This is a genomic window from Arthrobacter sp. D3-18 (assembly GCF_054408525.1).
On record NZ_CP096440.1, the window covers coordinates 920,995 to 945,008 of the forward strand.

Here is a 24,014-nt window from a genome sequence, read left to right on the forward strand (position 1 = left end):
TAAGCGAGATCACTGCCACGTTGTAAAGAACTCGGAAGCTTGCACCAACTGAGCAAGGAGGCTCTCATGATCGATAGAAGGAAATTCCTCACCACGGTGGCTCTCGGCACTGCATCTGCCGCGTTCCTCTCCGCTTGTGGCCAGTCCTCGACCGCGGGACAGACGGGCTCCGCGGAGAACCCCGTCACCATCAACTACACCTGGTGGGGCAATGACGACCGAGCAGAGCGTACCCGCAAGGCGATTGCCCTGTTCGAGTCCAAGAACCCGGACATCAAGGTGAACGGCAACTTCACTGACTTCGCCGGATACTGGCAGAAGCGCGCAACAGAGGCAGCCGGTGGCGGCTTGCCGGACGTCATGCAGTGGGACCTTTCCTACCTGCGGGACTACGGTCAGCGGAACCAGCTGCTTGACCTCAGCACCGTAAAAATCAACACGGACGCCTTCGATAAGTCCCTCCTCCCTTCGGGGCAGATCCGAGGCAAGACCTACGGCATCCCCACCAGCACCAACGCCTTCGCGGTTTACTACGATCCCGCCAAGCTCCAGAGCCTGGGCGTTGCCGAGCCGGATGGACAGTGGACTTACAAGGAGTTCAACGCGTTCATGCTCGAGGTAGGACAAAAGGGCAACGGAGCGTTCTACGGCGGCACCGATTACACCGGTGTGTGGTGGATGTTCAACATCTGGCTGCGCCAGAACAACATCCAGGCATTCACGGACGAGGGCAAGCTGGGCTTTACCAAGGACGACCTTAAGAAGTGGTGGAATACCACAGCCGAGCTCCGCGGCACCCCCGCCCTCGTTCCTGAAGAGCGGGTCACCCAGCTCGCCCCCAAGTCCGCCATGGGTTCCAATGTCACTGCCAGTGAAGTCACGTGGGACAACTTCATGGCCGGCTACCTGGGCGACAGTGGTGCGAAGGAACTCAAGCTGGTGCCGGTCCCGTCGGATGATCCGGACAACCTGGGCCTGTTCCTCAAGCCATCCATGCTCATGGTTGCCAGCGCCAAGACCAAATACAAGGATGCTGCTGCCCGCTTCATCGACTTTATGGTCAACGATCCCGAGGTTGGCCAGATCTTCAAGACCTCCCGCGGTGTGCCGGCGTCGAAGACCCAGCGCGACGGCACCACCTTCGAAGGCACTGACAAGCTGGTGGTGGACTACGAGAAGTCCATCGAGAAGTACCTCAAGGACGCCCCCGAGCCCCCCATCGTCGGTTTCGGCACGCTTGAAGCCTCCTTCAAGCGGGTCAGCTCCGAACTGAACTACGGCAAACTGACCCTGGACGGCGCAGCCGATGCCTGGTTCAAGGAAGCCGAAGACCTCATCAAGCAGAACGCCTGACCAGACCCTGCGTCTGATCCAGGCCTTCCCAACTGACGGACTGATCTCGTGACTCAAAGCCCAACCCTGAGCAGGCGCTCGTCGTCGTCCGCCTCCCCGCAGCCGCGTAAGTCGCGGCGGCGGGGCGCGGATGCCCGCGCCGGCTACACCTTCCTGTTGCCCTGGCTGCTGGGATTCATCGCCCTGACCGTAGGCCCGATGATTTCCTCGCTGTACCTCTCCTTTACCAACTACAACCTCTTCGAAGCTCCCAAGTGGATCGGCCTGGACAACTACACCACCCTCTTCCAGGACGAGCGTTTCCTGCAGTCGGTGGGCGTGACCCTGAACTACGTCATCTTCGGTACCCCGCTGAAACTCGCCGCCGCTTTGGCGATCGCCATGTTGCTCAACAGCAAGCGCAAGGGCCAGGGCTTCTACCGGTCCGCGTTCTACGCGCCGTCCCTGATTGGCGCGTCCGTGTCCATCGCCATCGTCTGGAAGGCGATGTTCGGCGACTCCGGTCCCGTGGACCAGGGCCTGTCCTTCTTCGGCATCAACCTCGGCGGTTGGGTGGGCAACCCTTCCATGACCATGCCCATGATGATCCTGCTGACCGTGTGGCAGTTCGGCGCCCCCATGGTGATCTTCCTGGCGGGCCTCAAGCAGATCCCGGCGGACCTCTATGAAGCAGCCTCGATGGACGGTGCCGGTCCGGTGCGGAAGTTCATGAACATCACCTGGCCCATGCTTTCCCCGGTGATCTTCTTCAACCTGCTGATGGAAACCATCCACGCATTCCAGATCTTCGCCTCGGCCTACATCATCTCCAACGGTGAAGGCGGCCCGGCAGGTTCCACCCTCTTCTACACCCTCTACCTGTACTTGCGCGGTTTCAGCGACTTCCGGATGGGCTACGCCTCGGCAATGGCCTGGCTCCTGGTGATCGTGGTCGGAATCATCACGCTGATCTTCTTCAAAACCTCCAAGTCCTGGGTCCACTACAGCGGTGATTCGAAATGACAACCATGGCAACACCCACCCAGAACCAGCCAGCACAGCCCACGGCGTCGGCACCGGTGTACAACCCCAAATCCGAATCCACCACGGCCAAGCGCATCAAGAGCACCATCTTCCACATTGTTGCCTTGGCACTGGTGGCGATGGTCCTCTACCCGGCCATCTGGATGATCTCCGCGTCCTTCAAACCGAACTCCGAGATCGGCGGCGCCAACAACGCGCTGTGGTCGAACAACTTCAGCTTCGACAACTTCGTCACGGCCATGGAAGGAATCGGCGGCGTCTCCACGCTGACGTTCTTCACCAACTCGTTGATCCTGGCCGTCGGTGCCGTAGTGGGAACGGTCCTCTCGGCGTCCATTTCCGCCTACGCCTTCGCCCGGATCAACTTCCCCGGCCGAGGCCTGTTCTTCGGCATGATGATCGCCACCCTGCTCCTGCCGTTCCACGTGGTGATCATCCCGCAGTACATCGTGTTCCAGCAGCTGGGCCTGGTGGACACGTACGTGCCGCTGCTGATCGGCAAGTTCCTTGCCGCGGACGCGTTCTTCGTCTTCCTGATGGTCCAGTTCATGCGCGGCCTCCCGGCTGAACTCGACGAAGCAGCCCGCATCGACGGCGCAGGTCACGTGCGGATCTTCGGATCCATCATGCTCCCGCTGATGAAGCCGGCCCTGATTTCCACCTCCATTTTCTCCTTTATCTGGAGCTGGAACGACTTCCTGGGCCCGCTGCTCTACCTCAACACCCCCGAAAAATACCCGCTGCCCCTCGCGCTACGGCTCTTCGTCGACCAGACCCAGAGCTCGGACTACGGTGCCATGATCGCCATGTCCGTCCTGGCGCTCCTGCCTGTGCTGGTCTTCTTCCTGGTGTTCCAGCGCTACATCGTCGAAGGCGTTTCGACGCAGGGCCTGAAGGGCTAAGGACAACGAGAATGAGCACTATGAACGCCACAGGCAAGTCTTCGGGAAATCCCGGGATTCCGGTAAACCGCTTTGCCCTCTTCGCCGAGACCATCCTGGCGGGAGTCATCGTGCTCCTCCTCTCCGTCCCCTTGGTGACGGCGCCGGCTGCCTATGCGGCCGGCGTCGCGCACCTGGAAAGGCACCTCAGCGGGAGGGACGATTCCCTCCAGAGCCTGTGGGGGAATTTCCGCCGTGCGCTTCCCGGCAGTTGGAAGATGGGAATCACGACGGCGGTAGCCGCCGTCGTGATTGTCCTTAACCTTTTGCTCGCCCTGGTGGGTCAACTGCCCGGCAGGGCGGTGATCCTGCCCGCTACGCTGATTTTGGCTGCAGCGGGCGCAGTGCTCTTTCTACGGATCGCCGCCAACTGGAGCGGCGGTGTCAACTGTAGTGGCGATGCTGATGAGCAACCCGCCGAGGTTCCCGGTCAGCAGCGGTGGGCGCTTGCCTCTTCGCAAGCCAAGGCTGATGTACTGCGCGACTGGACCGGCTCGCTGCTGTTGCTTGCCGCAGTTTTTATGACAGTTGTCTTCGTTTGGATGCTGCAGGCACTGTTCGTCATCGTTCCCGGGACCCTGGTCCTGGCTGCAGCTGCCATCAAAATTCGCTCCCGCCGTTGAGATCCAACCCAACCCGCTGAATCGAGCAGAACACTCCGTGTCGCCGCGCCCGTTCCCACTGCGCCCCAAATCAACCACGCCCCGTGCCCGCTCCACGGAAAGCTGGCACTACCCCCTAAGGCACCACAACTACCGGATCTTCGTCACCCTCTCTCTGGTAGGCAGCGGCGGCGTCTGGATGCAGCGGCTCGCCCAGGACTGGCTGGTGCTGCAGCTCACGGGCAGTCCGGCTGCAGTAGGCCTCGCCGTTGCGCTGCAGTTCCTGCCCATGCTGGTAGTGGGTCCCATCAGCGGCGTGCTGGTGGACCTTTTCCCCAAACGGCGCATCCTCCTGGTCTGCCAGTCCGTCGCCGCGTTGCTGGCTGCCGGGCTTGCCGTCTGGAACGCCCTGGGAGGCACTGACGTCTGGGTGGTCTACGCATCCTGTATTGCGTTGGGCATCACCAGCGCAATCGACGGACCTGCCAGGCAGGTGTTCGTCAATGAAGTGGTGGGCGACGAAGGACTGCCCGCAGCCATCGGATTGAACAGTGCGATCGGCCAGATGGGAGCAATGGCCGGCCCGGCACTGGCAGGGGTGGTCATTGCCCAAGCGGGTCCGGCGGCGGCCTTCGCCGCCAACGCCTTGATTGGCGTATCGGTCCTGGTCATGATCGCGTCCATCAGGCCGGGGGAGCTGCACCATCCTCTGGAAGCGCCTGATCCCACCGCCCGGAAAGGACAGATCCTCGCCGGTTTCCGCTTCGTCCGAGCACGCCCACCCCTGCTGTTGACCATGCTGCTCGCGGGTTTGTTGGGTGCCTTCGGCATGAACGGGCCCGTAGTCCTCGCAGCGTTCGCGGACGGAGTGTGGCATAGCGGACCGGCCGGCTTTGGGCTCTTTAACACCGTCAGCGCTTTGGGAGCTCTAGCCGGGGCGTTGGTGGCAACACGGATCAAGCGCTTTGGCCGGAAGGGGATCGTTGCCAGCGCCGGGCTCTTCGGGCTAACGCAAGCCCTCGCTGCGTTGATGCCCACGCAAGAGTGCTTCGTGGTGATGCTCATAGTTGTGGGCTTCATGACCCTGGTGTTCCTCACGAGTGCAGCCACCGCAGTGCAGCTTGAGGCGGGGGCCAGCGTGCGCGGCAGGGTCCTGGCGCTGTACTTCCCGCTCTTGCTGGGCGGTCATGCCTTGGGTGGCTTGCTGGCCGGGTGGCTCACGGAGGACTTCGGCGTCCGGACAGGGCTTGTGGTCACGGGAGCGCTGGGCATGGTGTCCGCGGCGGTGATTGGCTTCCTGCTCTGGCGCTATTCGGTGGGCCGCCGCGTCTAGCCTGCTTTCGTACGAGCCCGCCACGGATCCCGCCCTTGTCCGCCGTCCCCGCAGTTGATCGGTGAGGAGCGCGGACAAGGGCGCGAGCCTACCTTCCGGCGCGGCCCACCAAAGCCTCGATCTCCGCCACTTCCAGGATTCCGTCGCTGATCCACACAGTGTTCGTGCGGGTGAGGCAGTCGCCTGCCGCCAGTTCCACCGCAGCATCCCACGCCAGTGCAGAACCGACCGCCGGGTAGTCGCTGCACCGCACGAACCAGGGGTCCGCCGATTCGGAAGGTGCGCCAAACACCAAGGTGGCAGGGCCGCCGTCGAACTCTCCCGTCCAAGCCAGCCACGGCGCCACGGAACCGTGGACTGACGGCTCGCCCTCGGCTGTGGAGGAGAAGACGCGCGAGGAAGCATTGGCAGGAAGGCGCCAGAAGAAGCCGCCGTAGCCGCTGCCGGCAGCGCCGTGGGAGCCGGGGCTGCCCAGGGAAACGTCCACGACGGCGGTGAGCCGGGTCTGGATCCCGAGTCGCCATGTGCGCGCATTCAAGAGAGTGCGGCTCAGGGAGCGCCGCTCGTTCAGGACGAGGCTGCCGTCGGATGCGAGCCAGTTGAGGTCCAGCGTGGTGGCGTCTCTTTCCCGGGAGACATTCACGGTCTCGATCCTGCCGTGGTCCTTCAAATCCAGGTACTTTCCGGCCGTCCTGCGGTAGCTGCGACCGCCCCAGAAGTTGCTCCCGTTGACGTCTTGCAGTGCGAAGCCCGCACCCAGGTGCCACACGTGGTCTGAGGGCAGGTGGTCCGTGAGCACGATGCCGGCTGGTGTGGTCACCGGGTGCAAGTAGGGCCGCGGGGAGAGCTCGGGCTCGAGGTTGCTTCCTGAGCGGAGGACTGCGGTGGGAGTCGCGTGGTCGTCGGTCGGACCGGCATAGGCGGCGGTGGCATCGGTCGGGCCGGCCTCGGCGGGGGGAGAGAAGAGTGCCTCGGCGCCTGCGGTGATCGGCCGCGCCCAAGGAAGCCCCAGTTCGGAGAAGGTGGCGTGGGCTCGGGTGGCGCGTTCCAGGATGTCCTCGATGTTCGGGATCACCGCATGGGCTTGCTCGCCCGTTCCTACCCATTCGACGCATTCTCCGGGAATCAACGCGGGTGCCTCGGCTGTGCGGATAGCTTCCAAAACGCGCATGAAAGCGCCGCTGTGATCGAGAGGGCTCAACAGCGGCGTGCCCTCGGACAGGTGCTGGAGAAGGTTCTCCGTGAGGTCGTCCCGTCCGAACGTGTGGGAGGTTTCGCCTGCTTCAGTGCGGACGGTTACACGGTCTTCTGTGTAGTGGAAGACCGCTGTACCTTCTGTTCCGTGGAGTGTGACGTAGGGTTCCACGGATTCTGTGGCGCAGAGGGTGAGGGCGCACGTGATGGGCAAACCGTTGATGGTGCGCAAGCGGATCACTGAAGTGTCGTCCGCTTCGATAGCGTTCGCGCGGTAGAGATCCGTTTCCACTGTCGCGAGGTCTTTCGCTGCCCGTGCTCCGGCGATGCGGAGCGCCGTGGCGATTGCATGGGCCAAAGGGTTGGTGGCGACGCCATCCACCACATCCACGCCGTCGAGGCTGCGTTTGCCTGCCCAGCGGGAGCGCTTGTAGTAGGCGCGATCCCGGACCCAACGGCCGGTAGCAGAAAGCCCCTTCAGGTTGCCGATGCTTGGCAGCTCTTCCGTGGCTTCACCGCCCGCCAACTTTTCCAAGGCTGCGAGGGCGTGGGATCCGAGGCTTTGGAAACCGATTTGGACACTTCGGCCAGCCTGCTCCGCCGCTTCCTGGAGGCGGAGGAAGTCGCTCATTGAGGCAACCGGGGGCTTCTCCAAATACAGATCTGCCTTGGCGGCGAGCGCAGATAGGGCTAACGGAGCATGGGTCTGAATGGGGGTTGCCACGATGATGACATCCGGACGATGCTCGCCGGCCAACAGCTCGTCCAGGTTCGCGTGGACGGCTGTGGTCGCGGGCAGGTCTCCGGGTGCCGGGGGATTCGGGTCGGCCACGGCGACGAGGTCCACTTTGTCTTGGCTGCTGAGCCGTTCGAGGTTGCGCAAGTGGTGTGTGCCGAAGCCGTGAACCCCCACGAGGGCGATCCGGGCAGGGGTGGTACCGGTGGCAGCGGCAGTCGCGAAGGGTGTTGGACTGCTGGCGGACTGGGTGTCCATGGCTCTCCTAGGCTGGCGCGGCAACGATGGCGCGTGACGCCGTCGTCTGGGTCTTCACAAAAGTGTTCGGGCGGGATTAGGCTACACCTCAGCAAGCGCTTTCCCGCGATCGACTTTGTCCAGCTTAGCTCGATCGCCCCAAAAATGTAACGATTCAAGCTGGCGCAAAGTGTTGGTTCGAGATGACGTAGGATGTCCTCTAGTGGGCGCAACAACCCGCAGCCCAGCCTGAATCAGCCCAGTCAGACCCACCTGAACCGGAATGGACCATGCCCCTCTTTGACCTTCCCCTTGATCAGCTCCGCGACTACACCTCCGCTGCACAGGCCCCAAGCGACTTCGAGGAATTCTGGGACCGCACCATCGGAGATGCCTGCGCGCTCGCGCTGGATGCGGTGTTTGAGCCAGTGGACAACTACCTCAGCGTGATCAACACCTTCGATGTCACCTTCTCCGGTTTCGGGGGAGACCGCATCAAGGGCTGGCTGCACTTACCTGCGCAACTCGAGCCGGGGGAGCAACTTCCCGTGGTTGTGGAGTACATCGGCTACTCCGGTGGCAGGGGACTGGTCAACCAGAACACCCGGTGGGCGCAGGCAGGCTACGCGCACTTCATCATGGACACCCGCGGACAGGGGTACGGTGGCGTTTCCGGAGACACCCCGGATCCGCACCCCTCTGCCGGTGGCGTGAACTACGCAGGCCTTATGACCCGAGGCGCCGATCACCAGGACAACTACTACTTCCGACGGGTCTACGTGGACGCTTTCCGCGCGGTAGAAGCGGCACAGAACCATCCCGCCGTCGACCCTTCCAAGGTTGTGCTGACCGGCGTTAGCCAGGGTGGCGGCCTCACTGTTGCTGCTGCCGGGCTGACGGCTGGAAGGCTCGACGGCGTTATCGCCGCGCTGCCGGACGTCCCGTTCCTGCAGGACTTCCCTCGCGCGATCGACATCACGCCCCGTGGCCCGTACCCCGAGATCGCAGGATTCCTGGGCCGGCACCGCGAAAAGTATGAGCCCATGTTGGCGGTCTTAAACTACTTCGACGGCGTCCACCTGGGCCGCGCGGCCACGGTTCCTGCGCTGTTCTCCGCTGCGCAAATGGACGATATCTGCCCTCCGTCAACAGTGTTCGCGAGCTTCAACAACTACGGCACTGGCTCTCGCGGACACGGGAGTGCGCCTGAAAAGGACATGGAGGTGTACCGCTTCAACAACCACGAAGGCGGGCAGGAACACCACTGGATCAAGCAGCTGCAGTTCCTGCGCAAACTCCTGTCATCTTGATGGACTCGATTTGCCTGCTGTGAAGAACCGCGGTTATGGTGTGGCTATGACTAAGCGTTGGTATGCGTATTTTTCGTTGGCTCTGGAGGGGCCCGCGTCTAACTGACACGCATCCAACTTTCCTTCAGAGCCAACAGGGCAGAGATTATTCTCTGCCCTTCGCCATATCCGGCGGGTTCTGAAAAGGGGCCCGCTCCGCATCCCGGAACAGGACCCAGAAATGACCAGCATCGCCGCAGAATCCCCCGAATCGCTAGACTCCGCTGAATCCGGAGCCGCCGCCCAGCCCGCTACCTCCAACCTGCGGGTTGCCCGATTCGAGCCGCTTCCGGCCCCGCAGGACCTCATCGCCGAGTTGCCGCTGGACGGCCGCTCAGCTGCCGTCGTCGACCGTGGCCGCGACCAGGTCCGCGCCATTTTGGACGGCGTGGACGATCGCCTCCTGGTGATCGTCGGCCCGTGCTCCATCCACGATCCCAAAGCCGGCCTCGAATACGCCCGCCGGTTGGTCAGCCAGGCCGAGAAACACAAAGAGGACCTGCTGATCGTCATGCGGACCTACTTCGAAAAGCCGCGCACCACCGTTGGTTGGAAGGGCCTCATCAACGATCCCCACCTGGATGGCAGCCATGACATCGCCGCCGGATTGCTGGCGGCCAGGGGATTCCTGAAGCAGGTCACCGCGTTGGGCCTGCCCACTGCTACCGAATTCCTGGAGCCCATCAGCCCGCAGTACATGGCAGACCTCGTCTCCTGGGGCGCGATCGGCGCGCGCACCACCGAGAGCCAGATCCATCGCCAGCTCGCGTCCGGGCTGTCCATGCCCATCGGCTTCAAGAATGGAACCGACGGCGATCTGCAGGTTGCCATTGACGCTTGCGGTGCCTCTGCCGCTGAGCAGGCCTTCCTGGGAATCGACGACGACGGCCGCGCGGCTCTCGTGGCCACCTCAGGAAACCCGGACACCCATGTGATCCTCCGCGGCGGCCGCAAGGGACCCAACTACTCCGCTGCCGATGTGGCAGCTGCGTCATCCAAGCTTGCAGCGAAAGGGCTGAACCCGCGCTTGATCGTGGATGCCAGCCACGCCAACAGCGGCAAGAGCCATCACCGTCAGGCGGAAGTTGCCTTGGAAATCGGTGCCCAGCTCGAAGCGGGGGAGACCTCACCAATTGCAGGCGTCATGCTGGAGAGCTTCCTCGTGGGAGGGGCGCAGAACTTGGATGTGGCCAAGCAGCTCGCGGGGGAGCAGGAGCTTGTTTACGGACAGAGCGTCACGGATGCCTGCATGGAATGGGATGTTACGGCTTCGGTCTTGGAGCAGCTCGCAGCGTCGGCACGGAAGCGTCGTGCGGTGGTTGCGGCGTAGATCCCGCAGCCGCGGGTGAGGTTGTCCCCAAGTTACTGGAGGCTCTTTCACATTGGCACCATCAGCCTCTAGAGTATCTAGCACATGGTTGTTTGATGGCTCAGCATCGGCACACCGTTCCACTGGGGGTGTCCTACTGTCTGAGAGCAAAGGAATATGGGAAATGTCCGCGGAGACTAACTTCTCGAATGCGCGTTTCATGACGGTGGCCGAAGTGGCCGACGTCCTGCGTGTTTCCAAAATGACCGTGTATCGCCTGGTCCACTCAGGGGAAATGCCCGCCGTAAGGTTCGGCCGTTCCTTCCGGGTTCCTGAAGAGGCTGTTGCCCAGTACCTCAAAGGTGCCGTGGTGGACGGTCAATCCGAGACCGCCTGAGGCCTACCGGGGTCCGTCCCGCGGACCGTGGTCATGGGGTGCCCCTTTGAAGCGGTACTCTGTTAAGGAACGTTTTACGTCAATGTAAGAATCTGTCAGTTGTACTTGTCTGCTTCCGCGGATCTGTTCCAACAGACAGGAACTTCTAGTTTGTAAGGAACTTTCGTGGGTTCAGTTATTAAGAAGCGCCGCAAGCGTATGGCCAAGAAGAAGCACCGCAAGCTGCTTCGCAAGACTCGCCACCAGCGCCGCAATAAGAAGTAGAGATACTTCATCAAGCGTGAATGCCCGTTACCTCTCGAGGTGGCGGGCATTTTTGCATCCGGACGCTCGCTCACGTCCCTCGGGTTTGGTGTGGATGCTCGCTCATGTCCCTCGGGTTTGGTGGGGATGCTCGCTCATGTCCCTCGGGTTTGGTGTGGATGCTCGCTCATGTCCCTCGGGTTTGGTGTGGATGCTCGCTCACGTCCCTCGGGTTTGGTGTGGATGCTCGCTCATGTCCCTCGGGTTTGGTGTGGATGCTCGCTCACGTCCCTCGTGAAAAGCCCGCACTGACCGCGGGATCCTGCCACGCCGATCGCAGAGCGCTTTTGATCTTCTGCGTAGCCGACGAAAAGTTGTCCGCCAAGTCATTCTTGCCAAACTTGAGGACCGTCCAGCCTGCTGCTTCAAATGCTTTGTCGCGCCGCCGATCGCTGAATATTTGTTCCCGCTCGAGGTGATGACCGCCGTCGTACTGTAGCGCTACTCGCCGAACACGAAAGCCCAGGTCCGCGGACGGGGAGAACGGATCATTCTGTCGGAGCTGCACCTGCAGTTCCGGTTCAGGAATTCCTGCGTCCAGCATCGCCAAGCGGAGCAGCGACTCAGGTGCGGAATCGGCGCCCACTCGCATGAGGTCGAGTGCTTCTCTTGCCCGAACTACGCCCTGCAGATTCTTGTGTCTGTCCACCAATTTGCGAAGGGCTTCAAGTGTAGTGAGGGCGGTCTCGCGTTCTTCGAACTCCGGCCTGGGAGTGCGAATGAGTTGGTCGCCCATGCAGACGAGGTCGGGAACCGGCAGGCGTCGTGCGAGATCCAACCAGGTCCGCGAACGCGTGCTCATCCAGATGCCTTGGACATACTCAATCTCATCCTCGGAGGCTACTACCGTGTGTCCGATCACTCCTTTGCGCCGAACTGACGGCAGGTGCCTGGGCTTGCTGAGGTGCAATTCGTTGGAATCTGATAACCAGGGCGGGAGAAATGTCTCATGTAGCCGGGCGGCGGTTACATGGGAGATCCATGCCCCGGGAGTTGCAGCTGACAGTGATCTTGCAGCCGCGGACAGCTCGAAATCCCAATCGGAAGGCCGATAAAGACCACGGCTAACCCCGTCGATTTTGGCGCGATTCCATAAGTGGGACCGCTTAAGTCCCTCAGTCTCGGCCTCGTCGAGAGTGAAGGGTGCAGCGGTCAGTCGGGGAGGAAGCGGTGCGGCATTCTGCATACCGGCATTCTTGCCCAGAAACCCTTGAGCCGTCGGAAGTTATCCACAGGCTAGTCAAGGTGCTCGAGGGATGTGAGAGAAGGTTGGGTTCAAGCCCGAGGTATGTGAGAGAAGGTTGGGTTCAAGCCCGAGGGATGTGAGAGAGCGTTAGATGCGGGGGCCGCGGAACTTTGAGAATCCGCGCCACAAGCCATACACGGCTCCGCCGACGGTCGCGGCTTTGAGGCCAAGCGTTGCCGCGCGGCGTCCGGAGCGGAAATCGTAAACGGGCCAATTGTTCTCACGAGCGTGCCGCCGAAGCTTCGCATCGGGGTTGATCACCACGGGGTGACCCACCATGGTGAGCAAAGGAATGTCGTTTGCGGAGTCGCTGTAGGCCCAGCAATGGTCCAGATCCAATCCGTCGCGATCGGCAACGAGTTGGACAGCGATAGCCTTTGCAGGTCCGTGGAGGATGTCGCCAACCAACTTCCCCGTGTAGACGCCTTCGTCCACCTCTCCGACGGTGCCCAAGGCCCCGGTCAGACCGAGTCGCGTGGAAATGACAGTGGCCACCTCAATGGGCGTAGCAGTCACGAGCCACACCTTCCGGCCGACCCGAAGGTGCTGTTCTGCCAGCGCCTTGGTGCCCGGCCAGATCCGCGACTCGATCATCTCGTCATAGACCTCTTCGCCCAACGCCTTGATGTCGTCTACGGTGATGCCGGCAGCAAGGGTCAGCGCGGAGTCGCGTACAGAGTGGACGTCCTCCATGTTTTCGCCGCGCATGACGAACTTGAACTGCTTCCAAGCGAAACCGGCGGCCTGGGAAAGAGTGAACGCTTTGCGTTCGTACATTTTGCGCGCCACGTGGAAGAGGCTTGCACCCTTCATCAACGTATTGTCGACGTCGAAGAAAGCGGCTTCGCCAGCGTGCTTCCGCGTGAGATCCTGTTGCGCCGCGTCCTTCTGCGCGGTGTTTTGCACCAAGGCATCTGCGACCACGGCGGCGTTCTTCTCCTCGGGCATGCCTTGAGTCTAGTCAATCGGCGGGCGCCGGGGTTGAGGACGCACGAAGGTGTCACCGAAGGGGGTGGGACGTGAGAGATGGTTGGTGGGAAGGGGGTGGGATGTGAGAGATGGTTGGTGGGAAGGGGGTGGGATGTGAGAGAGCGTCGGGGCGGTTACCTTTGAGACATGGCTATTCCCGACGTCGTACTCCTTACCAAAGCTGACTGCCACCTCTGCACGGAAGCGCGTGCCGCCGTCGAGCGTGTGACGAAAAGCCTCGGCGTGCAGTGGACTGAGCAGAAGATCGACGGCGACCCCCAACTCCAGGAGCGCTTCGCAGAGGAGATTCCTGTGGTGCTGGTGGATGGTATTCAGCGGGATTTTTGGAAGATCGACGAGGAACGGCTCACCCGCACACTGAAGAAAGTCCTGGAAGGCTGAGGGTGGGGTTACCCGCAGGTAATGGCTTTTGTTGAGTCCCGCCGAGGGTCATAGAGTGGAACAACAAAGCGACGCAATGGAGAATACCGTGACTGCGCTGGAACCGTCCCCGGACGCACCAACCGGGGACAACGAACCTGCCACCAAGCAGATCCCGCCCGCGGCTGTGGCCCGGATGACTCTCTATTTGCGCGCGCTCAACTCTCTTTTGGCCGAAGGCGTGGAACGCGTTTCCTCGGAAGCCTTGGCAGAGGCATCGGGCGTCAGTTCATCTACGCTCCGCAAAGACCTCTCCTACGTGGGCTCTTACGGGACCCGGGGTGTTGGCTATGAGGTCCAGTACTTGAGCCGGCACATAGCCGCTGCACTTGGCCTGACCCACGACTGGAAGGTCGCGATTGTGGGCGCCGGTAACCTCGGCAAAGCCCTTGCACGGTATGGCGGCTTCGAGTCCCGGGGCTTCGACGTTGTGGCCATCTTTGACGCCGATCCCATGGTGATCGGCAACGAGGTGGGCTGGTTGCGGGTGAGTGATTCGGCCGAGCTGGAGCGCGTGCTGGAACGCACCCATACCAACATGGTGGTGCTTGCGCTACCTGCAACCGTGGCCCAGGCTGTGTGCGACCGCGTCATTGCTGCCGGCATACGGAGCATCCTGAGCTTCGCCCCGGTGCTCCTGCAGGTTCCCCCGCACGTCAACCTTCGCAAGGTGGATATGGCAACCGAGCTCCAGATCCTGGCCTACCATGCACAACGGGCGCAGACTCCGGGCCAGGCTGTTTAGCCTTCGCCGGGTCCGCGCCCGCGTTTAATACTTGGAAGCGTGAGGGTTTAGCGACCGTAGGGGTTCTGGTACGGGTTTCCGAAAGGCTGGGCCTTACGGAAGTACGGAGCCGACGCCGGCAGGTACAGCATGACGATCGCGGCAACGCCCAGCAGGATCACGATGAGCTGCATGATGCCGTAGGTTGCGCCGAACTGGAACAGGCCGGTGAGGCCCAGAACAGAGATGGCAGCGAACACGGTGCCAAGGATCCTGGCCCAGTTCTTGCCTTTCCGGACGGGGAAGGCGACCAGCGCGTAGAGCCCCAATGAGAAGATGGCACCGACGATGGCGCCCACTGCGATAGCGCCGCGCATCCCCTCAATGGATTCGGCAGGGAACTCAGTTCCCTGTTGTGCGGCCTGCTGGTTCATCACATTGATGAAGGCATCGGCTCCGGTGGTGGCCAAGAGAAGCGAGCTGATGGCAGACAGGATGCCTGCCGCAATGATCATCCAGAACGCGTAGTTGACCATCGGAGGGATAGTTGTGGGGCCGGGCTGCTGGCTGGGCCAGTTGTTGCCCTGGCCATACTGGGGAGCTCCGGGAGCCTGGCCATACGGGGAGGCCTGCTGACCGTACTGGGGTGCGGCGGGTGATTGCTGTCCGTACTGAGGCGCAGCAGGTTGACCATACTGAGGCGCGGCGGGGGACTGCTGCCCGTATTGAGGCGCGGCGGGCTGTCCGTACTGGGGTGCCGGAGGTTGCGGCGAGGATGGCTGGGAGCCGTGCTGCTCGGGTTTGTTGTCGTCGCCCGGATTTGAGGGCGGGTACGGAGGGTTGCTCATGGCATTCCTTTGCTTGTTCGACTGCTGGTGCGGCCGCCGGGATCAGCAAAATGACCCTGCCCCCAGCGTGGTTCTGGTACCACCGTACCTCCAGCGTCCGACACTGCAGATGATCACACGCAGGTATTTCAAGCTCACAGGAAAAATCATCATCACGGCTTACGCCTTCATGATGAAGGCCGCGGGATCCGAGAGGATCTGACCGCGGCCTTCAGTCTTGCCCTACCGCCGATATCGTACGACGACGGCAGTTGAGTCAGTGCTAAGCGTGGCCCTTCACAGTCTTGAACCAGAGCTGCGAATTGGGCAGCCACATCAATACAACGGCAACTGCGCTCACCAGGAAACCGAACCAGTTGCCGCCCAGGCCCATCCCTGAACCGCCCCCACTTGCCGCTCCGAAGATGGCCAGGAGCAAGGAAACGCCGGCCAGGATGGTCAAGGCGAGGCGTGCCCACTCCTTGCCTTCCTTCATCTTCATGGCGAGGATCACTTGGGCGGCGGCGACCGCCAAAGTGAGCAGGAGGAGGATCAGTGCGATGGCGGCGAATCCCGGAGCAAACGCGAACGCAGCGATGACGGCAAAGAAAGCGATGAGGCCAAACAGCAGGCCCAGGAGTCCGGAGATCACCCAAATGAAGTAGGAAACTTTCAACTCCGTCGGCAGGCCCTGGGTTTTGAACATTCCCGAGAAGCCGCCTTGAGGCATGACGTCGTTGAAATTGCGCGGTCCGTCAGTGGGCATTTCGAAGTGGAAACCTGACTGTCCGGGGGCAGGCTGGCTTTGTCCGGGCTGTGAGTATTGGCCCGGTTGCGACGGCGGCTGGTAACCCTGCGGGGGTTGGTAACCCTGGGGCGGTTGGTAGCCCTGCGGAGGCTGGTGACCCGCAGGAGGAACATTGCCGGGCTGCGGAGGCTGGGAGCCGGGCTGCTGTGGCTGTGGTGTTTCGTCTGGGGTACTCATGGCATCACTTTAGACCGCAGGTTGAGGGATGCATAGGAAATTCGGAGCCAACTCGCAGCTAAATACAGGCTGTTTGCCGAACAATTGCGGGGTGACTTCCCTCTACGCGAAACGGCGCCCCGCACAGCGTGAACTGTGCAGGGCGCCGTTTGGTGTTGCGGGGGCTACGCGGCGGCCGGTGCGATGAAGGCGAGCTCGAGGTTGATGACTACCTTGTCGCTGACCAGGACGCCACCGGCTTCGAGGACGGCGTTCCAGGTGAGGCCGAAGTCCTTGCGGCTGATCGTGGTTTCGCCGGAAACGCCGGCGCGGGTGTTGCCGAACGGATCCACGGCCACACCGTTGAATTCGGTCTCGATGGAAACTTCCTTGGTCACGCCCTTGATTGTGAGATCGCCCACGAGGTCGAAGCTGTTGCCGTTGGCCTTGACGTGGCGGGACACGAAGGTGATTTCCGGGAACTTCTCAACATCGAAGAAGTCTTCGCCCTTGACGTGGCCGTCGCGGTTCACGTCTCCGGAGTCGAAGCTGGCGGTCTGGATGGTGGCGGTGACCTTGGAGTCGGTCAGCGTTTCGCCAACTTCCAGGGTGGCAGCAGCATCCTTGAACTGGCCGCGGACCTTGCTGATGCCTGCGTGCCGGACGGTGAAGCCGATCTCGCTGTGGGAAGCGTCGAGGGTCCAGGTGCCGGTGGTGACGGAAGCGGGGAGAGTCATCATGGTGTTGCTCCTATATCGAGTGGTAGGTACTGCTTGCTTGCCTGGTCGAGCTCATTGCTTGAAGCGTCAACCGAGCTTCGTACCCAGTATAAACATGCATATGCATCTTTTATTCCAACTCCATGGAACATTTCGGGAAAACTTTGAGTTCTACTAGCGGTAGAAGATTTCGGATCGCCCCGCTTCTTTGAGAAACTGGTAAACATGCCCCAAGCAACTGTCCATCTGCTTCGCCATGGCGAGGTCCATAATCCCGACGCCGTCCTCTATGGCCGGCTGCCGGAATTCCACCTCTCCGAACGTGGCCGGGAGATGGCCCGGATGCTGGCGGACCACTTCGCTGCCCGCGTCAGCCAGGGTGCCAAGATCGTGCATTTGGTAGCCTCGCCGCTCACGCGCGCCCAGGAAACAGCTATGCCCACGGCCGAGGCACTGAACCTGGAGATCACCACCGAGCCGCGCATTATCGAAGCAGAGAACCACTTCGAGGGACTCCACCCCACTAAGAGCGAGTTCCTGAAGCCCAAACACTGGATCTACTTCCGGAATCCGTTGCGCCCTTCATGGGGCGAGCCCTACAAGGAACAAGCAGCCCGAGTCTTGGCCGCGGTCGAGGACGCGCGGGTGAAGGCAGTCGAATTGGGCGGCGACGGCGCGGAAGCCATTCTGGTCAGCCACCAACTTCCAATCTGGTCCACCAGGTTGACTGCCGAGGGCCGCCGGTTGGCCCACGATCCTCGTAAGCGCGAGTGCACCCTGACGTCGCTGACATCCCTGACACTCGATGACGACGGCAAGATCGTACGAGTTGAATACACCGAGCCCGCTGCCGTCCTGCTTCCCGGCGCGGCGAGCACCCCGGGAGCGTAGAAGCATGGACAACAATCTTTCGCGCCGCGGCGTGCTGACCGCCGGTGGTGTCCTCCTCGCAGGACTGACCATGGGCCTGTCCGCATGTGCCCAGGAAGACTCCCTTGCCAAGCAAGCTAAGGCCGGCGACAACAAGAACTACGTGGCAGGTGATGGTTCGGTGACGGAGTTCGCCAAGGCAGACCGTGCCGCACCCGTCGCGCTCAAAGGCACTCTCTTTAACGGACAGACGGTAAAGCCGGAGGATCTCCTGGGCAAAGTCACCGTCCTGAACTTCTGGTTTGCCGCCTGTGCTCCTTGCCGCATCGAAGCCCCCCAGCTTGAGGCCCTGCACTTGGACTTCAAGGATCAGGGTGTCCAGTTCTTCGGCGTCAACCTGCGCGACGAACAAGCCACCGCCGAGGCCTTCGACAAGACCTTCAACATCACCTACCCGAGCTTCAATGACAAGGATGGGGCAGTGCTGCTGTCCGTGTCCGGCATTGTGCCTCCTGGTGCAGTACCCACAACCCTGGTCCTGGACAAGGAAGGCAAGGTTGCCTCACGCGTCCTCGGCGAGATCGAGAAGAGCACCCTGAAAGCCCTCATCACCTCCGCAGTGGCCGAGTAGCACCCATGAACAGTCCCTTCGCCGAGACGATCCTCAACGGATCACTGCTGCTGGCTGTGCCAGTGGCACTGCTGGCCGGGCTGGTCTCGTTCCTTTCTCCCTGTGTGCTGCCGCTGGTCCCCGGTTACCTTGGCTACGTCACGGGCCTGACCGGCGTCGACCTCCAGAAGCAAAGGCGCGGCCGCATGCTGGCCGGTATTGGCTTGTTTGTCCTCGGGTTCTCCGTGATTTTTGTTCTCCTGGGCGGTGCCTTCGGGCAGTTGGGTACGTTGCTGACCGGCCCCCAAAACGCTTGGATCACCCAACTGTTGGGCATCCTGGTGATCATCATGGGCGTGGTGTTCATGGGCGGCTTCGGCTGGCTGCAGCGTGACGCGAAGATCCATGCCAAACCTCCGGCGGGCCTCTGGGGCGCACCGTTGCTGGGACTCACGTTCGGGCTGGGCTGGGCGCCCTGTATTGGTCCGACGTACTCCGCGGTACAGTTGCTGAGCCTGTCCGGTGGTTCATCGGCGGCCAAGGGAGCCCTCCTGGCATTCGTTTACAGCCTTGGCCTTGGCATTCCGTTCCTCCTGATTGCCCTGGCCGTGCGTCGGGGCATGGGAGTCATGTCCTTCTTCCGCAAGCACCGGCTGGCCATCCAGCGGATCGGCGGAGGCATCCTGATTTTGCTCGGCATCCTGATGGCCACCGGTGTGTGGGGAACCTGGGTGACCGAGTTGCAGTACTGGTTCCAAAACGACGTGAAGTTGCCAATCTGATGAGCGAGTCCGTGAAAGCCAAGAAGAAGTCACCAGCCGCTGAAAACACAGCGGAAGGAAAACTCCAGCAGGCCAAGTCCGAGGCAGCCCTGCCCGCGCTTGGTTTCAAGGGCATGCTCCGGTGGTCCTGGACCCAGCTGACCAGCATGCGCACGGCCCTTTTCCTGCTGCTCCTGCTTGCCGTTGGCGCTGTGCCGGGTTCCCTGTTCCCCCAGCGGCCCGCGAATCCGTCAGTGGTCACGCAGTACATCAAGGACAACCCTTCCTACGGCGAGCTTCTCGACGCCCTGCAGCTCTACGACGTCTACTCGTCGGCTTGGTTCTCGGCCATCTACATCCTGCTGTTCATCTCCCTGATCGGCTGCGTCACTCCGCGCGCCATTGCCCACTACAAGGCCATGAAGTCGCAGCCGCCGCGCACCCCCAAGCGCCTTTCGCGCCTGCCGGAGTACGGCACCTTGGCTGTGCCTGCCGACGCCGGGATCCCGGCGTCGAAAGCCATCAACGATGCCGCCGGGCTGTTGAAGAAGCGTGGCTACCGCGTTGAGGTCAGGGATGTCGACGGCGCCCTGCCGTCCTTGGGTGCCGAGCGCGGCTTCATGAAGGAAGTGGGCAACCTGGTGTTCCACACCTCCCTGATCGGGGTACTGGTGTCGGTGGCCATTGGTGGGCTTTACGGGTACAGCGGTCAGCGGATCTTGGTGGAAGGCGATACCTTCGTCAACACCCTGGTGGGCTACGACCAATTCACGCCGGGCACTAACTTCCAGAGCAGTTCGCTGCAGCCGTACTCGATGCAACTGGATAAGTTCGAGGCCAGGTTCGACCGCGAATCGCCCGGCAAGGCGGGCCAGCCCATCGACTACACGGCCGAAGTGACCACCAAGGAAAGTCCGGACGCGCCGGGCAAGAAGGAAACCCTGAAGGTCAACGACCCCGTTTCCCTCGGAAATACGAGCCTTTACCTCACCGGAAATGGCTACGCACCCCTGATCACGGTGCGGGACGGTGAGGGCAACGTCGCTTTCCAAGGTCCCGTAACGGCCAAGGTCCAAGGCGACAACTACTACTCCTCCGTGGTCATCAAGGTCCCGGACGCCAAGCCGGAACAGTTGGGCTTTGTAGGCTTCTTCCTGCCCACGGCGTTCGTCACGGAGGACGGCATTTCCTTCAGCGGCGCCCCGGAACTCATCAACCCGCAGCTGAGCCTGAACTCGTTCTACGGTGACCTGGGCCTGGACAAGGGTGTGCCCCAGAACGTGTTCGAGCTGGACGTCAAGGACCTCCAACAGCTCAACGGCCGCGACCTCCCCGCCGGCGGTATCACCCTGAGCCCGGGAGCCACAGTCAACCTGCCCGAAGGCAAAGGCAGCATCACGTTCGATGGCGTCAAGAAGTACATCGGTGTGGACATCCACCACAACCCCGGCCAGCTCTATGCGCTGATCTTCGGCTTCCTCGCAGTCGCTGGCCTGGTCATGTCGCTGTACATCAACCGCCGCCGCGTCTGGGTCCGCACCGGAACCCACGCAGACGGCCGCACCATGGTGGAGTACGGCCTGCTGGCACGCGGTGAAGACCACCGCTTGGCCGGCGAAGCCGCGGCCCTCCGCGAAATCTTTGCCCGGGAATGGAACATCCCGGAGACGCCGGACACGGCTACAACAACTGCAGGATCCTCCTCAACCTCGAAGGACCAGTAATGCCCGTCATCAACGAAACCCTGGGCCAGTACAGCGAGCTGTTCATGCTGTTGGCCGCCGGCACGTACACCGTGGCGTTCATCGCCTTTGCCTGGGACTTGGCGAAGAGCAGCAAGATGCTCCGCGCCGTGGACCTGAAGGCTGCGGCCAGCACCGCCGGCGAGAAGGTCACGGTTTCTGCAGGCCGCGTCGCTGCAGGCTTGGGAGGTCCCGACGCCGGTGGGCCGGCGGGCCGCGCCGAGCGTCCGACGTCGGGCCTCACCGTTGAGGGCGGAACCGCCGCTGGCGACATGAAGTACGCGGGCGAACGCCGCGCGCCCGCCCGCGTGGCCGTAGCGCTGACGGTGTTGGGCGTACTCATCCACGGCGCCGGCGTGGTTACCCGCGCATTTGGCGCAGGCCGCGTGCCGTGGGGAAACATGTACGAGTTCCTCACCACGGGTGCCTTTGTGGCCGTAGCTGTCTTCCTGGTGGTCCTCATCCGCAGGGATCTGCGCTTCCTGGGCACCTTTGTAATCGGCCTGGCAATCATCATGCTGGTAGCGGCTTCGGCTGCTTTCTGGACCCCGGTGGGGCACCTGGTTCCGGCGCTGCAGAGCTACTGGCTGATCATCCACGTTTCCATCGCGGTCCTGTCGTCGGCCTTGTTCACACTGACGTTCGCGATGTCTGTGCTGCAGTTGCTGCAGTCGTACCGCCAGAAGAATCTTGCTGCAGGTCGCGCGGACAACCTGGGCTTCATGCGTCTGGTTCCCAACGCGCTGAGCTTGGAGAATCTCTCCTACCGCATCAATGCCATCGCGTTCATCGGCTGGACTTTCACCCTCATGTTTGGTGCGATCTGGGCTGAAAAGGCCTGGGGACGCTTCTGGGGCTGGGACCCCAAGGAAGTATGGACCTTCGTGATCTGGGTGGTCTACGCGGGCTACCTGCACGCGCGGGCCACGCGTGGTTGGACCGGAACACGTGCAGCGTGGTTGTCGATCGTTGGCTACGCCTGCGTCATCATCAACTTCACACTCGTGAATACGGTTTTCAACGGCCTGCATTCCTACTCCGGGCTGTAAGCCGCGGCACTACCGCGTTCGCCGCCTGAGCAGGGGCTTTGCTCAACTATGCGGAGGACGGTCTTGGAAAATGACAATTCGGTGTAGCAACCATGACAACTTGGTGTAGCCACTAAGCCTTTTGCCCGTCCGGGGCAGGTGCTAACTTGTTCAGAACCCGCTTGTGATGCAGCCCGCTAGCGTCGTGCCGTGTTCTTTTCGAGGTAACCATGAACTATGTTCTCGCCATTGACGTCGGGACCAGTTTCACCGCAGCAGCCCTTGTAAAGCCCCACCAAAGCCCAACTCCAGCACCCGAGATCCTCCCGTTGGGACTGCATGGCAGCGCCGTGCCTTCGGTGTTGTTCTATGCAGACGACGGCCGGGTTTTGATCGGCGAGGCAGCCGAACGCCGCGGACTGGACGACCCCCAGCGCATGGTGAGGGAATTCAAACGCAGGATAGGTGACTCGGTTCCCCTGGCTGTGGGAGAGAGCTGGCTCGCCCCCGAGGACGTATACGCCGCCATGGCCCGGTGGGTGGTGGACCGGGCCCAAGAGCGCGAGGGCAGCGCGCCGTCGTCGATCATCATGACGCACCCCGCCGCATGGGGGCAGCACCGTAAGCAGCTGGTCCTCGCAGCGCTCAACGTGGCTGGCCTGGTGGACATCACCTTAATCAGCGAGCCGGAAGCCGCAGCCCTGCACTACGCCTCCCAAACCCGTGTGGAAGACGGCAGCATCATCGCGGTATACGACCTCGGCGGCGGCACTTTCGACACCGCTGTGCTGCGCAAAGCCAGCGCCGGCAACTTTGAACTATTGGGCCGTCCCGATGGTATTGAGACCCTTGGCGGCGCCGACTTCGACGCCGCCGTCCTGCGACACGTGATGGGTCACCTTGGCGAGGGCGCGGCTTTGGATGCGAGCTCTCCCGAGACTTTGGCGGCCCTCTCACGGTTGAGGCGGGAGTGCCGGGAAGCCAAGGAAGCACTTTCCTTGGACAGCGAAGCCAGCGTGGCCGTCTCCCTGCCCGGCACCCAGCTGTCAGTGCGGTTGGTCCGTTCCGAATTCGAGGCGATGATCGAGGCCCCTGTCAGGGACACGGTAGACGCCCTTGAACGAAGCCTGCGGAGTATCAACCTTGAAGCCCAGGACCTGAGCGCGGTGCTGCTCATCGGGGGATCGTCCCGGATTCCACTCGTGGCAGAGCTGATTTCCGTGGAACTGGACCGTCCGATCGCCGTAGACGCCGATCCCAAGTCATCCATCTGCCTTGGTGCTGCCGTGGCTGGGCTGCGCTCCAGTGGGGCCGGTGCAGTGGATGCGGTTGCGGCCGCCCTAGCCGCTTCAGCCGTGGAATCAGTTGCTGGGCAAAAAAGTGCGGACGCTTCGCTGGGGAGGCCGCACGCACCGAGCCGGGCTCCGGTCTTCAGCCACCTTCAAGCATCGTCGGTCAAGCCTGGTCGGCATGCCCCGAGGCCCCGCGTTCGGATGGCGGCGGCAGCCGCCGCGGCCGCAACGGCACTGACCATCGCCACCGCCACAGCGGCACAGAGCCCCGAAGGCACCGGACTGCTGGCCACAGTCTTTGGAAACCAGGCGGCCGATGTCATGCGCGACGGCGGTGTGCAGGCTTCCGGGGCGCAAGCCTCCGGGGCTGACGGTCCTGCGGGTTCCACCCCCATCATCGGGGGACCGGCGGCTGGACTCGAAGCGAGCGCCAAGGCCGGGGTCACGAGGGCTGGGTCCAACGGACGGGCTCCGGCCCGGCAAAATGCAACGAACCCGGGTGCAACTAACGCGGGCACAGGCAGCGCGGCCAATGGTTCGGGCAACACGGCAGGGACGGGTGCCGCCGGCACCTCCTCCGGTACAGCAGCCGGCGGGACGGCAGGTACCACCACGCCTGCTGCCCCGGGAACTTCCACTCCGGGCACTCAGGCTCCCGGCACTCAGGCTCCCCCTCCGGCTACTACGCCGCCAACCACCGCTGAACCTGATCCCACAGGGGGTGCCGCGAGCGGACCGACGCCTCCTCCGGCAACCACAACACCACCTCCGGTGACGACCGACCCGACAACTCCGCCGGTAGTCGAACCAACAACACCGCCCAGCACTCCTTCGGATCCGGTGACCCCACCGCCGCCACCGCCGTCGCCGGTACCGGAACCGGAACCAACGGTGCCGCAGCCCGAGCCCACGGTGGTACAAGACCCGCCGGCATCTCCAGCACCTGTAGTGCCGCAGGAGACCACCCCGCCGGCCGTCCCTGATCCTTTACCAACGGAAACCAGCCCTACTTCGGATCCAGCGCTGCTCTCGGCGGTCTAACCC

The 24,014-nt window shown here is 62.5% G+C and carries 23 protein-coding genes; 17 read left to right on the forward strand and 6 right to left on the reverse strand.

Going from position 1 to position 24,014, the window contains the following annotated elements; translation table 11 throughout:
* The first annotated feature begins 66 nt into the window (after nucleotides 1–66).
* The 5 genes from M1D89_RS06400 to M1D89_RS06420 are packed head-to-tail and all read left to right on the forward strand — an operon-like array spanning nucleotide 67 to nucleotide 5,252.
* Nucleotides 67–1,353, forward strand: a complete 1,287-nt coding sequence (locus M1D89_RS06400; protein ID WP_498649048.1) for an ABC transporter substrate-binding protein — start codon at nucleotides 67–69, stop codon at nucleotides 1,351–1,353.
* A 48-nt stretch (nucleotides 1,354–1,401) separates the two neighbouring features.
* A complete protein-coding gene (locus M1D89_RS06405) occupies nucleotides 1,402–2,355 on the forward strand; it encodes a carbohydrate ABC transporter permease (protein WP_498649049.1) in 954 nt (317 codons plus the stop codon).
* Nucleotides 2,352–3,278 (forward strand): carbohydrate ABC transporter permease, encoded by a 927-nt coding sequence (locus M1D89_RS06410; RefSeq protein WP_498649051.1) that lies wholly within the window; start codon nucleotides 2,352–2,354, stop codon nucleotides 3,276–3,278. Before M1D89_RS06405 ends, M1D89_RS06410 begins: the two co-directional genes overlap by 4 nt.
* A gap of 20 nt (nucleotides 3,279–3,298) precedes the next feature.
* Nucleotides 3,299–3,940, forward strand: coding sequence for a Poxvirus protein I5 (locus M1D89_RS06415; RefSeq protein WP_498650910.1), 642 nt, complete (start codon nucleotides 3,299–3,301; stop codon nucleotides 3,938–3,940).
* A 37-nt stretch (nucleotides 3,941–3,977) separates the two neighbouring features.
* Nucleotides 3,978–5,252: an MFS transporter gene (locus M1D89_RS06420; RefSeq protein ID WP_498649052.1), complete on the forward strand. Its 1,275-nt coding sequence runs from the start codon at nucleotides 3,978–3,980 to the stop codon at nucleotides 5,250–5,252.
* A gap of 88 nt (nucleotides 5,253–5,340) precedes the next feature.
* Here the strand turns inward: M1D89_RS06420 and M1D89_RS06425 are convergent, their stop codons facing one another.
* A complete protein-coding gene (locus M1D89_RS06425) occupies nucleotides 5,341–7,440 on the reverse strand; it encodes a DUF6807 family protein (protein ID WP_498649054.1) in 2,100 nt (699 codons plus the stop codon).
* A 269-nt stretch (nucleotides 7,441–7,709) separates the two neighbouring features.
* Here M1D89_RS06425 and M1D89_RS06430 point away from each other — a divergent pair, with 269 nt between their 5' ends.
* The 4 genes from M1D89_RS06430 (at nucleotide 7,710) to M1D89_RS06445 (ending at nucleotide 10,738) form a co-directional block, all read left to right on the forward strand.
* Nucleotides 7,710–8,729: an acetylxylan esterase gene (locus M1D89_RS06430; protein WP_498649056.1), complete on the forward strand. Its 1,020-nt coding sequence runs from the start codon at nucleotides 7,710–7,712 to the stop codon at nucleotides 8,727–8,729.
* A gap of 220 nt (nucleotides 8,730–8,949) precedes the next feature.
* Complete coding sequence (locus tag M1D89_RS06435; protein WP_498649059.1) at nucleotides 8,950–10,098, forward strand: 3-deoxy-7-phosphoheptulonate synthase; 1,149 nt, start codon at nucleotides 8,950–8,952, stop codon at nucleotides 10,096–10,098.
* A gap of 163 nt (nucleotides 10,099–10,261) precedes the next feature.
* A complete protein-coding gene (locus tag M1D89_RS06440; protein WP_017199160.1) occupies nucleotides 10,262–10,474 on the forward strand; it encodes a helix-turn-helix domain-containing protein in 213 nt (70 codons plus the stop codon).
* Between the two features lie 165 nt (nucleotides 10,475–10,639).
* Nucleotides 10,640–10,738, forward strand: a complete 99-nt coding sequence (locus tag M1D89_RS06445) for a 30S ribosomal protein bS22 (protein ID WP_003792170.1) — start codon at nucleotides 10,640–10,642, stop codon at nucleotides 10,736–10,738.
* Nucleotides 10,739–11,000: 262 nt separating this feature from the next.
* On the opposite strand, the gene M1D89_RS06450 is transcribed toward M1D89_RS06445, so the two are convergent.
* Entirely contained in the window at nucleotides 11,001–11,579 is a 579-nt protein-coding gene (locus M1D89_RS06450) for an endonuclease domain-containing protein (protein WP_498649062.1), read from the reverse strand.
* Nucleotides 11,580–12,110: 531 nt separating this feature from the next.
* Nucleotides 12,111–12,971 carry an HAD family hydrolase gene (locus M1D89_RS06455; RefSeq protein WP_498649063.1) on the reverse strand — a complete coding sequence of 287 codons (861 nt, stop codon included), beginning with the start codon at nucleotides 12,969–12,971 and terminating at the stop codon, nucleotides 12,111–12,113.
* 168 nt (nucleotides 12,972–13,139) lie between these two features.
* Here M1D89_RS06455 and M1D89_RS06460 point away from each other — a divergent pair, with 168 nt between their 5' ends.
* Together M1D89_RS06460 and M1D89_RS06465 are read left to right on the forward strand one after the other, a co-directional pair.
* Nucleotides 13,140–13,394 carry a glutaredoxin family protein gene (locus M1D89_RS06460; RefSeq protein WP_017199157.1) on the forward strand — a complete coding sequence of 85 codons (255 nt, stop codon included), beginning with the start codon at nucleotides 13,140–13,142 and terminating at the stop codon, nucleotides 13,392–13,394.
* A 76-nt stretch (nucleotides 13,395–13,470) separates the two neighbouring features.
* Nucleotides 13,471–14,178 carry a redox-sensing transcriptional repressor Rex gene (locus tag M1D89_RS06465; protein WP_498650911.1) on the forward strand — a complete coding sequence of 236 codons (708 nt, stop codon included), beginning with the start codon at nucleotides 13,471–13,473 and terminating at the stop codon, nucleotides 14,176–14,178.
* Between the two features lie 47 nt (nucleotides 14,179–14,225).
* Here M1D89_RS06465 and M1D89_RS06470 read toward each other — a convergent pair whose 3' ends face one another.
* The 3 genes from M1D89_RS06470 to M1D89_RS06480 all read right to left on the reverse strand — a co-directional run bounded on the left by M1D89_RS06470 (nucleotide 14,226) and on the right by M1D89_RS06480 (nucleotide 16,685).
* Nucleotides 14,226–15,005 (reverse strand): hypothetical protein, encoded by a 780-nt coding sequence (locus M1D89_RS06470; protein WP_498649066.1) that lies wholly within the window; start codon nucleotides 15,003–15,005, stop codon nucleotides 14,226–14,228.
* Nucleotides 15,006–15,267: 262 nt separating this feature from the next.
* Nucleotides 15,268–15,969, reverse strand: a complete 702-nt coding sequence (locus M1D89_RS06475) for a hypothetical protein (protein WP_498649068.1) — start codon at nucleotides 15,967–15,969, stop codon at nucleotides 15,268–15,270.
* A 164-nt stretch (nucleotides 15,970–16,133) separates the two neighbouring features.
* Nucleotides 16,134–16,685 carry a YceI family protein gene (locus tag M1D89_RS06480; protein ID WP_026005548.1) on the reverse strand — a complete coding sequence of 184 codons (552 nt, stop codon included), beginning with the start codon at nucleotides 16,683–16,685 and terminating at the stop codon, nucleotides 16,134–16,136.
* 207 nt (nucleotides 16,686–16,892) lie between these two features.
* Between M1D89_RS06480 and M1D89_RS06485 the strand changes: the two genes are divergently transcribed.
* From M1D89_RS06485 to M1D89_RS06510, 6 genes are all read left to right on the forward strand, one after another.
* On the forward strand, nucleotides 16,893–17,558 hold the full coding sequence (locus M1D89_RS06485; protein WP_498649070.1) for a histidine phosphatase family protein: 666 nt from the start codon (nucleotides 16,893–16,895) through the stop codon (nucleotides 17,556–17,558).
* A 4-nt stretch (nucleotides 17,559–17,562) separates the two neighbouring features.
* The gene (locus M1D89_RS06490) at nucleotides 17,563–18,168 is read left to right on the forward strand and encodes a TlpA family protein disulfide reductase (RefSeq protein ID WP_091470491.1); all 606 of its coding nucleotides are present in this window, start codon (nucleotides 17,563–17,565) and stop codon (nucleotides 18,166–18,168) included.
* Between the two features lie 5 nt (nucleotides 18,169–18,173).
* A complete protein-coding gene (locus tag M1D89_RS06495) occupies nucleotides 18,174–18,929 on the forward strand; it encodes a cytochrome c biogenesis CcdA family protein (protein WP_014922639.1) in 756 nt (251 codons plus the stop codon).
* On the forward strand, nucleotides 18,929–20,632 hold the full coding sequence (gene resB, locus M1D89_RS06500) for a cytochrome c biogenesis protein ResB (protein ID WP_498649074.1): 1,704 nt from the start codon (nucleotides 18,929–18,931) through the stop codon (nucleotides 20,630–20,632). The genes M1D89_RS06495 and resB overlap by 1 nt, the downstream gene beginning before the upstream one ends.
* On the forward strand, nucleotides 20,632–21,699 hold the full coding sequence (ccsB, locus tag M1D89_RS06505; RefSeq protein WP_091470494.1) for a c-type cytochrome biogenesis protein CcsB: 1,068 nt from the start codon (nucleotides 20,632–20,634) through the stop codon (nucleotides 21,697–21,699). The genes resB and ccsB overlap by 1 nt, the downstream gene beginning before the upstream one ends.
* A 209-nt stretch (nucleotides 21,700–21,908) precedes the next feature.
* Complete coding sequence (locus M1D89_RS06510) at nucleotides 21,909–24,011, forward strand: Hsp70 family protein (protein ID WP_498649079.1); 2,103 nt, start codon at nucleotides 21,909–21,911, stop codon at nucleotides 24,009–24,011.
* The last annotated feature ends 3 nt before the right edge of the window (nucleotides 24,012–24,014 follow it).

Coding starts and splice junctions, on each gene's coding strand:
- M1D89_RS06450 (WP_498649062.1), bottom strand. CDS start 11,579: ATGAGCACGCGTTCGCGGACCTGGTTGGATCTCGCACGACGCCTGCCG.
- M1D89_RS06415 (WP_498650910.1), top strand. CDS start 3,299: ATGAACGCCACAGGCAAGTCTTCGGGAAATCCCGGGATTCCGGTAAAC.
- M1D89_RS06435 (WP_498649059.1), top strand. CDS start 8,950: ATGACCAGCATCGCCGCAGAATCCCCCGAATCGCTAGACTCCGCTGAA.
- M1D89_RS06470 (WP_498649066.1), bottom strand. CDS start 15,005: ATGAGCAACCCTCCGTACCCGCCCTCAAATCCGGGCGACGACAACAAA.
- M1D89_RS06490 (WP_091470491.1), top strand. CDS start 17,563: ATGGACAACAATCTTTCGCGCCGCGGCGTGCTGACCGCCGGTGGTGTC.
- M1D89_RS06465 (WP_498650911.1), top strand. CDS start 13,471: ATGGAGAATACCGTGACTGCGCTGGAACCGTCCCCGGACGCACCAACC.
- ccsB (WP_091470494.1), top strand. CDS start 20,632: ATGCCCGTCATCAACGAAACCCTGGGCCAGTACAGCGAGCTGTTCATG.
- M1D89_RS06475 (WP_498649068.1), bottom strand. CDS start 15,969: ATGAGTACCCCAGACGAAACACCACAGCCACAGCAGCCCGGCTCCCAG.
- resB (WP_498649074.1), top strand. CDS start 18,929: ATGAGCGAGTCCGTGAAAGCCAAGAAGAAGTCACCAGCCGCTGAAAAC.
- M1D89_RS06460 (WP_017199157.1), top strand. CDS start 13,140: ATGGCTATTCCCGACGTCGTACTCCTTACCAAAGCTGACTGCCACCTC.
- M1D89_RS06480 (WP_026005548.1), bottom strand. CDS start 16,685: ATGACTCTCCCCGCTTCCGTCACCACCGGCACCTGGACCCTCGACGCT.
- M1D89_RS06510 (WP_498649079.1), top strand. CDS start 21,909: ATGAACTATGTTCTCGCCATTGACGTCGGGACCAGTTTCACCGCAGCA.
- M1D89_RS06400 (WP_498649048.1), top strand. CDS start 67: ATGATCGATAGAAGGAAATTCCTCACCACGGTGGCTCTCGGCACTGCA.
- M1D89_RS06485 (WP_498649070.1), top strand. CDS start 16,893: ATGCCCCAAGCAACTGTCCATCTGCTTCGCCATGGCGAGGTCCATAAT.
- M1D89_RS06440 (WP_017199160.1), top strand. CDS start 10,262: ATGTCCGCGGAGACTAACTTCTCGAATGCGCGTTTCATGACGGTGGCC.
- M1D89_RS06495 (WP_014922639.1), top strand. CDS start 18,174: ATGAACAGTCCCTTCGCCGAGACGATCCTCAACGGATCACTGCTGCTG.
- M1D89_RS06410 (WP_498649051.1), top strand. CDS start 2,352: ATGACAACCATGGCAACACCCACCCAGAACCAGCCAGCACAGCCCACG.
- M1D89_RS06455 (WP_498649063.1), bottom strand. CDS start 12,971: ATGCCCGAGGAGAAGAACGCCGCCGTGGTCGCAGATGCCTTGGTGCAA.
- M1D89_RS06425 (WP_498649054.1), bottom strand. CDS start 7,440: ATGGACACCCAGTCCGCCAGCAGTCCAACACCCTTCGCGACTGCCGCT.
- M1D89_RS06430 (WP_498649056.1), top strand. CDS start 7,710: ATGCCCCTCTTTGACCTTCCCCTTGATCAGCTCCGCGACTACACCTCC.